This window comes from Roseobacter sp. CCS2 (genome assembly GCF_000169435.1).
In the GTDB taxonomy this organism is placed as follows: domain Bacteria; phylum Pseudomonadota; class Alphaproteobacteria; order Rhodobacterales; family Rhodobacteraceae; genus Yoonia.
On the sequence record NZ_AAYB01000008.1, the window covers coordinates 86,638 to 93,198 of the forward strand.

Sequence of the window (6,561 nt, forward strand, 5' to 3'; positions counted from 1 at the left end):
ATGTCAGATACACATGCGCATTCAGTCGCTTTCGTCCGCACCGAACCCCTGCCAGAATTGCCACCGCCACCCGGTGAAACGGGCATGGTCAAATGGATGCAACAGAACCTGTTCTCAAGCATTCCCAGCAGCATCCTGACACTGGTATCGCTTTACGTGATCTACCTTCTGGTGGCCTTTGTGGCACCTTGGATGGCAAACGGCATCTGGAACACGGATTCGCTGGCAGAGTGCCGCACGGCACTTGACGGTGCAACAGGGGCCTGCTTCTCGGTGATTTCGGAACGCTGGAACCAGCTGTTGTTCGGGTTCAGCTACCCGACCGAGTTTTACTGGCGTCCGGGCCTTGCCTTTATCCTGTTGTTTGTTGCGGCAGCGCCGGTCATGTTCTTTGATCTGCCGCGCAAAATGCTGATCTTCACAGGGCTGTATCCCTTCATTGCCTTCTGGCTGATCTGGGGTGGCACGATCTATACACCGCTGTTCGCACTAGCGGGCGTTGTTGTGGGGTATCTGGTCTATAGCCGCTATGTGAAAGACAGCTTTGCAATGGGCTTTTTCGGGGGTGTGATTGCCGCGTTTATCACGTGGTTCATCGGCGGATACATTGTTGATGCCATCGCCCCGGCAGAGCCGTTTCTTGAGGCTGTCGCGTCGCGTAACATGGGTGGCTTTATGCTGAACATGATCCTTGGCGTGGTCTGCGTGTCGCTGTCGCTGCCTTTGGGTATCGTGCTGGCGCTGGGCCGTCAGTCGGACATGCCGATCATCAAATGGATTTGCGTGGTCTTCATCGAATTCATCCGCGGCGTCCCGCTGATCACCTTGCTGTTCGTGGCAAACGTGGTGCTGGCGTTCTTCTTGCCGCCGGGCACGACGTTCGATTTGATCTTGCGGGTGATCATCATGATCACCATGTTCTCGGCGGCCTATATTGCCGAGGTGATCCGGGGTGGCTTGGCCGCTTTGCCAAAAGGACAGTACGAGGCCGCAGACAGCCTTGGGCTGGATTATGCGCAGGCGATGCGCCTGATCATCCTGCCGCAAGCGCTCAAAATCTCGATCCCGGGCATCGTGAACGTCGCTGTTGGTCTGTTCAAAGACACCGTGCTGGTTTCGGTCATTTCGATGTTCGATCTGCTGGGCATGATCCGCGGTCCCATCTTGTCGTCAACCGAATGGAACGGCGTGTATTGGGAGCTGTTTATGGCGGCCTCGGTTCTTTTCTTCGTCGTGTGCTACGGCATTTCACAATACTCACAATGGTTGGAGCGTAGGCTCGCAACCGACCACCGATGATAGGAGGCTGATCAAATGGCCGAAGCAAACAAACTCCAAGTCTCGGACGAGCTGGCAATTACCATTGAGAATATGAATAAATGGTATGGCTCGTTCCACGTGTTGCGCGACATCGACCTGTCGGTGTATCAGGGTGAGCGGATCGTGATCTGTGGCCCCTCAGGGTCCGGTAAATCCACGCTGATCCGCTGCATCAACGCGCTGGAAGAACACCAGCAAGGCAAGATTGTCGTGGATGGCACCTTGCTGTCCTCGGACCTCAAGAACATCGACAAGATCCGGTCAGAGGTTGGCATGTGCTTTCAGCACTTCAACCTGTTCCCGCATCTGACGATCCTTGAAAACTGCACGCTGGCCCCGATCTGGGTGCGTAAAACGCCCAAGAAGGAAGCCGAAGAAACCGCGATGCACTTCCTTGAGAAGGTCAAGATCCCCGAACAGGCCGACAAATACCCCGGTCAGTTGTCTGGTGGTCAGCAACAGCGTGTGGCGATCGCGCGTTCGTTGTGCATGAAGCCACGGATCATGCTATTTGACGAACCCACATCGGCGCTTGACCCAGAAATGATCAAAGAGGTGCTCGACACCATGATCTCACTCGCCGAGGAAGGCATGACCATGCTCTGCGTGACGCACGAGATGGGCTTTGCCCGTCAGGTCGCTAACCGCGTCATCTTTATGGACCAAGGCCAGATCGTGGAACAAAACGAACCAGAAGAGTTCTTTAACAACCCCAAATCCGACCGGACCCAGTTGTTCCTGAGCCAGATTTTGGGCCACTAAGACTGGTCAAAGCGTATTGCAAAAGCCCCGGCAAAAACCGGGGCTTTTTTATTTGGATGGGGGCAGGGTTACCTCAAAGGACCTGGCTAACAAACAGCAGACGCAGCAACAAAAAAGGCCCCCGGTTCGCACCGAGGGCCTTTTTCAATTCATCCGACGTCAGTCTTTACAGACCAGTCGATACGTCGATTGTGTTGCCTTCTTCCAGCGTCACATAGGCTTTCTTCACGTCTTTGCGTGTACCCAATGACCCGCGAAAGCGCTTCACTTTACCTTTGGTGATGGATGTGTTGACTGCTTTGACCTTCACACCAAAGAGGCTTTCAACAGCTTCTTTGATCATCGGTTTGTTGGCGTCGATCGCCACTTCGAAAACAACGGCATTGGCTTCAGAAGCCATTGTTGCTTTTTCCGTGATGATCGGCTTGCGGATCACATCGTAATGTTCTGCTTTGGCGTTCATGACAAACGAGCCTCCAGAGCTTCGACACCTGCTTTGGTCAGGACAAGTGTGTCGCTGCGCAAGATGTCGTAAACGTTGGCACCCTGTGAGGGGAGCACGTTAATGGTTGTGATGTTGGCGGCGGCCTTTTTGAAGTCAGCGTTGACTTCAGAACCGTCGATGATCAGCGCGCGCTTCCAGCCCAGGCTGCCCAGCTGTTTCGCCAGAGCAGAGGTCTTGCTGTCTTTGACGTTGATGTCATCGACAATCACCAGCTCACCCGCTGCAACTTTTGCAGACAAAGCATGCTTCAGACCCAGCTTGCGGAACTTCTTTGGCAGATCATGGGCGTGACTGCGGGGTGTTGGCCCTTTGTAAGTACCACCACCACGGAAAATCGGCGCACCACGAGAGCCGTGACGCGCGCCACCTGTGCCTTTTTGGCGATAGATCTTCTTGGTGGAATAGCTCACTTCGGAACGACCCAGCACATCGTGCGTGCCTTGCATTGCCTTGTTACGCTGCCAGCGGACGACGCGGTGCAGGATATCCTTGCGCGGCTCAAGACCGAAGATTTCGTCGTTCAATTCGACGGAACCAGCTTTCTTGCCGTCCAGTTTGATTGCATCAGCCTTCATTATTTATCACCTTCTTCTGGCGCGGCATCATCTGCCGAGGCTTCATTTGCGATTTCAGCTTCTGCTGCATCTGCGGCGGCCTGTTCCGCTTCGGCTGCGGCCTTTGCGGCGGCTTCCTCTTCAGCGGCTGCGGCTGCTGCGGCTTCCTCGGCCAAACGCTCTGCTTCTTCGGCCATAGATTTCAGACCAGCAGGGTAAATCACGTTCTCAGGTGTCGGCTTTTTGACCGCATCCTTGATTGTGACCCAGCCACCTTTGGAGCCTGGTACAGCGCCTTTCACCATGATGACACCACGGTCAGCATCTGTCTTAACCACTTGCAGGTTCTGGGTTGTGACTTTCGCCGCACCCATGTGACCGGCCATCTTTTTCCCTTTAAAGACTTTACCCGGATCCTGACATTGGCCAGTGGAACCGTGCGAACGGTGTGAGATCGAAACACCGTGTGTCGCGCGCAAACCACCAAAGTTGTGGCGCTTCATCGCACCGGCAAAACCTTTACCGATAGATGTACCACAAACGTCAACATACTGACCTTCGAAATAGTGGTTCGCTGTCAGCGTCTCACCCACATTGATCATGTTCTCAGGGGCAACGCGGAACTCAGCAACCTTGCGCTTGGGTTCTACTTTAGCAGCGGCAAAATGACCGCGCATCGCTTTGGATGTGCGTTTCGCCTTAGCATTGCCTGCACCCAGCTGAACAGCTGTGTAGCCGTTGGTGTCAGCAGTACGCTGTGCCACAACCTGCAGGTTTTCGAGGGAAAGAACGGTTACAGGGATCTGCTTGCCGTCTTCCATGAAAAGCCGGGTCATGCCGACTTTCTTTGCGATCAATCCTGTACGGAGCATCTGTGAAACTCCTTATACAGAAATCTGAACGTCAACACCGGCAGCCAGGTCGAGCTTCATCAGCGCGTCCACGGTCTGTGGTGTTGGGTCGATGATGTCGAGAAGGCGCTTGTGCGTCCGGATCTCGAACTGATCGCGGGATTTCTTGTCAACGTGGGGGCCACGCAGAACGGTGAACTTTTCGATCTTGTTTGGAAGTGGGATCGGTCCACGCACGCTTGCGCCTGTGCGCTTTGCTGTGCTGACGATTTCCTGTGTGCTTGCATCAAGCACCCGGAAATCAAACGCCTTAAGGCGAATACGGATGTTTTGGCTGGCTGCCATGTCATCACCCTTTGATTAGGGCCTAGATCGGAGAGGAGGACCGTGGCTCATCCAAAGCCCTCATCGCGTCTTTAGTCCAACGTATAAAGGGCACGCGTGGCGTACCCTTGTTGGATTGGGGTGCTATAGGGGGAGTCGGGGGAGGTGTAAAGGGTTATTGCCCTTTGGATCCTAGTATATCTTTTAGATTCAGGTCCATCTTCAGAGACACTATCTTTGAGATACGCGCTATCAGTCCTTCGCTCGGGCGGATGTTGACTGTTTTTCGGACAGTCTTTCCCTCCTCGGTCAACTCCATAGTGAACTCGCCCTCCATGATATATCCTTTTGATTTGAGTGCCTCCATCATCTCATTGATCCCCAGAGTTTCTTCTAAAATTGAGTTCTTGGATACTTCATGGCCCTGCGCGGCAGTTAAATCAAACCCAGTACCGATTGCTGTTTGATTTGTAGTTCCTCTATCGATCAAACCAAGAGCGAGACTATCCGCAGGAGGAAAGAAGTACTGATATATCTGAAGGTCTTTTAGTCTACTCTGTACCTCTTCGATATTTTTCGTCGTCCCGAACAAGTCCCAATCGCTTTCTGACAACTCGTAAGTAGGCACTGGACAAATGCCGTGTTCACGATCGGCCGCCAACGTGTCCGTCATCGAAAACTGAGTTAGTACATTTATAAAGAGCTGGCTTAGATCACTCGTCTCATCGCCACTAAACATATTATCCCAATCAAGTGCCTGAAATTGCTCAATCAGATTAAACATGTGATTGCTGGTTGGTAGCGTGCTGCGCTGCGCGTTTCGCCACATCTTAGAAGCCGGTTCGCCGAATACGCCGACTAATTGCTCTTTCATAGCTTCCTCGGTACCTGGCGAACTATTTAAAGATGCTACCGAAACCAGCTTTGCAGCGTCCAGACTGCCGTTTGGCAAGAAAAAGGCCTTTCTTGCAGTATGCGCTAAATCCAAAGCCATAGGACGTGCTACCAGAACCCGCATATTTGGTAACGTCTGCTGTATGTCGACGCGCAGCATGGCGGCTATGCGTGGATTGTAATCACCGGAAACAACGATAAGACGGTTCTTAGTTTCATCAATTCCCAAAGCTTGAATAGGATGTACCAAACCGCTCGCACCAACAATCTCAGTTGCTTCTCGGTACTCGGCACCGAGCGCAGTACAAAATGCTTCCCAAATCGGCGGCTTATCTACCGCATCAATTTCATCGTTCATCTTGCCGCCTCCATACTACCTGTACTTGCATTTCTTATTCATATTTCGTCGTCAAGCCTCTAGCCAAACACAACTTTTACGAAAAACAAAAAGGCCGCCTCTTTCGAGACGGCCTTTCGTATGTTCTGTCACGTGAAGTCGGGGCAGGCCCCGACCTACGGGTTACTCAACGATCTTCGACACAACGCCCGCGCCAACAGTCCGGCCGCCTTCGCGGATGGCGAAGCGCAGGCCGTCTTCCATTGCGATCGGTGCGATCAGCTCGACGTTGAACTTCAGGTTGTCGCCCGGCATCACCATTTCTGTGCCCGCTGGCAGCTCAACCGTGCCGGTCACGTCAGTTGTACGGAAGTAGAACTGTGGGCGGTAGTTGGCGAAGAACGGCGTGTGACGGCCACCCTCTTCCTTGGTCAGGATGTAGGCTTCGGCTTCGAACTTGGTGTGTGGCTTCACGGAACCCGGCTTGCACAGGATCTGACCACGCTCAACGCCTTCACGGTCTACACCGCGCAGCAGCGCACCGATGTTGTCGCCAGCTTCGCCGCTGTCCAGCAGCTTGCGGAACATTTCAACGCCAGTACAGGTCGTCTTCGTGGTGTCGCGGATACCAACGATTTCGATCTCGTCGCCCACGTTGATCACGCCACGCTCAACACGGCCCGTCACAACAGTACCACGGCCAGAGATCGAGAACACGTCCTCGATCGGCATCAGGAACGGCAGGTCAACCGCACGGGCCGGTGTCGGGATATACTCATCCACAGCCGCCATCAGCGCACGGATGGAGTTTTCACCGATTTCCGGATCACGCTCTTCCATTGCGGCCAAAGCCGAACCCGGGATCACAGGAATGTCGTCGCCAGGGTACTCGTATGAGGACAGCAGCTCGCGGATTTCCATCTCAACCAGCTCAAGCAGCTCGTCGTCGTCAACCTGATCAACCTTGTTCATGTAGACAACCATGTAGGGGATGCCCACCTGACGGCCCAGCAG

8 protein-coding genes are annotated in these 6,561 nt (G+C 53.7%); 2 read left to right on the forward strand and 6 right to left on the reverse strand.

Annotation, left to right across the window (positions count from 1 at the left end; genetic code table 11):
• Both RCCS2_RS16955 and RCCS2_RS16960 read left to right on the forward strand, forming a co-directional pair.
• Positions 1-1,299: an amino acid ABC transporter permease gene (locus tag RCCS2_RS16955; protein ID WP_008236543.1), complete on the forward strand. Its 1,299-nt coding sequence runs from the start codon at positions 1-3 to the stop codon at positions 1,297-1,299.
• A 15-nt stretch (positions 1,300-1,314) separates the two neighbouring features.
• Positions 1,315-2,082 (forward strand): amino acid ABC transporter ATP-binding protein, encoded by a 768-nt coding sequence (locus RCCS2_RS16960; RefSeq protein ID WP_008236544.1) that lies wholly within the window; start codon positions 1,315-1,317, stop codon positions 2,080-2,082.
• Between the two features lie 166 nt (positions 2,083-2,248).
• Here RCCS2_RS16960 and RCCS2_RS16965 read toward each other — a convergent pair whose 3' ends face one another.
• The 6 genes from RCCS2_RS16965 to RCCS2_RS16990 all read right to left on the reverse strand — a co-directional run.
• Positions 2,249-2,545, reverse strand: coding sequence for a 50S ribosomal protein L23 (locus tag RCCS2_RS16965; RefSeq protein WP_008236551.1), 297 nt, complete (start codon positions 2,543-2,545; stop codon positions 2,249-2,251).
• Positions 2,542-3,162, reverse strand: coding sequence for a 50S ribosomal protein L4 (gene rplD / locus RCCS2_RS16970; RefSeq protein ID WP_008236554.1), 621 nt, complete (start codon positions 3,160-3,162; stop codon positions 2,542-2,544). Before rplD ends, RCCS2_RS16965 begins: the two co-directional genes overlap by 4 nt.
• The gene (gene rplC, locus RCCS2_RS16975; protein ID WP_008236562.1) at positions 3,162-4,013 is read right to left on the reverse strand and encodes a 50S ribosomal protein L3; all 852 of its coding nucleotides are present in this window, start codon (positions 4,011-4,013) and stop codon (positions 3,162-3,164) included. The genes rplD and rplC overlap by 1 nt, the downstream gene beginning before the upstream one ends.
• A 12-nt stretch (positions 4,014-4,025) precedes the next feature.
• Positions 4,026-4,337 (reverse strand): 30S ribosomal protein S10, encoded by a 312-nt coding sequence (rpsJ, locus tag RCCS2_RS16980; protein ID WP_008236563.1) that lies wholly within the window; start codon positions 4,335-4,337, stop codon positions 4,026-4,028.
• A gap of 154 nt (positions 4,338-4,491) precedes the next feature.
• Positions 4,492-5,568, reverse strand: a complete 1,077-nt coding sequence (locus RCCS2_RS16985; protein WP_008236564.1) for a hypothetical protein — start codon at positions 5,566-5,568, stop codon at positions 4,492-4,494.
• Positions 5,569-5,730: 162 nt separating this feature from the next.
• A partial coding sequence (locus RCCS2_RS16990; RefSeq protein ID WP_037294458.1) for an elongation factor Tu occupies positions 5,731-6,561 on the reverse strand: 831 nt, incomplete at its 5' end.

Excerpts from the sequence above, each read along its gene's own strand:
- RCCS2_RS16960 (WP_008236544.1), top strand. The coding sequence starts at position 1,315 with ATGGCCGAAGCAAACAAACTCCAAGTCTCGGACGAGCTGGCAATTACC.
- RCCS2_RS16965 (WP_008236551.1), bottom strand. The coding sequence starts at position 2,545 with ATGAACGCCAAAGCAGAACATTACGATGTGATCCGCAAGCCGATCATC.
- rplC (WP_008236562.1), bottom strand. The coding sequence starts at position 4,013 with ATGCTCCGTACAGGATTGATCGCAAAGAAAGTCGGCATGACCCGGCTT.
- rplD (WP_008236554.1), bottom strand. The coding sequence starts at position 3,162 with ATGAAGGCTGATGCAATCAAACTGGACGGCAAGAAAGCTGGTTCCGTC.
- RCCS2_RS16955 (WP_008236543.1), top strand. The coding sequence starts at position 1 with ATGTCAGATACACATGCGCATTCAGTCGCTTTCGTCCGCACCGAACCC.
- RCCS2_RS16985 (WP_008236564.1), bottom strand. The coding sequence starts at position 5,568 with ATGAACGATGAAATTGATGCGGTAGATAAGCCGCCGATTTGGGAAGCA.
- rpsJ (WP_008236563.1), bottom strand. The coding sequence starts at position 4,337 with ATGGCAGCCAGCCAAAACATCCGTATTCGCCTTAAGGCGTTTGATTTC.